This is a genomic window from Brevibacillus sp. FW306-2-1A-C05A (assembly GCF_058781555.1).
Genome location: NZ_JBYSWV010000112.1, coordinates 1 through 956 on the forward strand (window position 1 = coordinate 1; position 956 = coordinate 956).

Sequence of the window (956 nt, forward strand, 5' to 3'; positions counted from 1 at the left end):
ATCAATATCAGGATCAAACAAGATAAGTAATTGTGCAGATGGTTGTGCAATTGAAACTTCAATACCTGGGAAAATTACAATTCTATCTGATTCATCAATAGCCCCGCCATCTTCTGTCACTTCGGATAAAGACGCATCTCTGATATATTTATAAAATACTGTGTCGTGATGATCGGTTATTGCGATTGCATGCAAACCTTTTTCTCTGCAAGTCTTGATAAAACGCTTAGCATACTCAACACGTTCTTGTTCCGTAATATATGTTCTACCATTCCAATTTAAGTCCCTTGGTGAGTGCACCTGAAAATCACAACGGTAATAATGAGCACCTTTGTCCATTTGATCACCCTCCGATAAATCTAATATATGGCCTTTGATAAAATACTCCAAAAATCTCCAATTACCTTCAGAGTACGACAAGAAGAACATATATCATAGCTCACTACGCAACACTCGCAGTAATTCATGTATGTTTACACGGAACAGTATGGCTACAGTTGAGTCCGTATAATTGTGTAAAAACAGCATCTCTCTAAAAATAAGGGAGCCATTTTCAATCCCCCTCGGTTAGAATGAAGTTGACTAGACAACATTCGAAGGAGAGGGAATTTGAAATGGCTCAATACCAGATTACCGTAGATTCGCAACTTTTGCATCAGCTTTTTCTCGGCAATTCACAGGATTCGGGAGTGGCCAAGTTGTTGGAATCCGTATTGAACCAAGTCTTGCAGGCACAGGCGACCGAACAGTTGGGGGCGGAACCCTACGAACGGACAGATGAGCGTCAAGCATATCGAAATGGTACATACCCACACCAATTGACTACACGTGTCGGTACGATCACGCTTCGTGTCCCTCGCATTCGCGGCGGGAAGTTCTCTGTAATGCCCCCCTTTGTCAAGACACTTTGAGAACGAAAATAAGTTATGTCCTCCCATCTTTTTGAATGGTGGTAC

At 41.7% G+C, this 956-nt stretch carries 1 protein-coding gene and 1 pseudogene; one reads left to right on the forward strand and one right to left on the reverse strand.

Annotated elements, in window-relative coordinates:
* Nucleotides 1-339: PHP domain-containing protein (locus AC3WJN_RS25540; protein ID WP_492329358.1), on the reverse strand; the 339-nt coding region annotated here is incomplete at its 3' end.
* 275 nt (nucleotides 340-614) lie between these two features.
* Here AC3WJN_RS25540 and AC3WJN_RS25545 point away from each other — a divergent pair.
* Nucleotides 615-881: pseudogene (locus AC3WJN_RS25545) on the forward strand (transposase); the annotation flags it as partial.
* Nucleotides 882-956 lie beyond the last annotated feature (75 nt).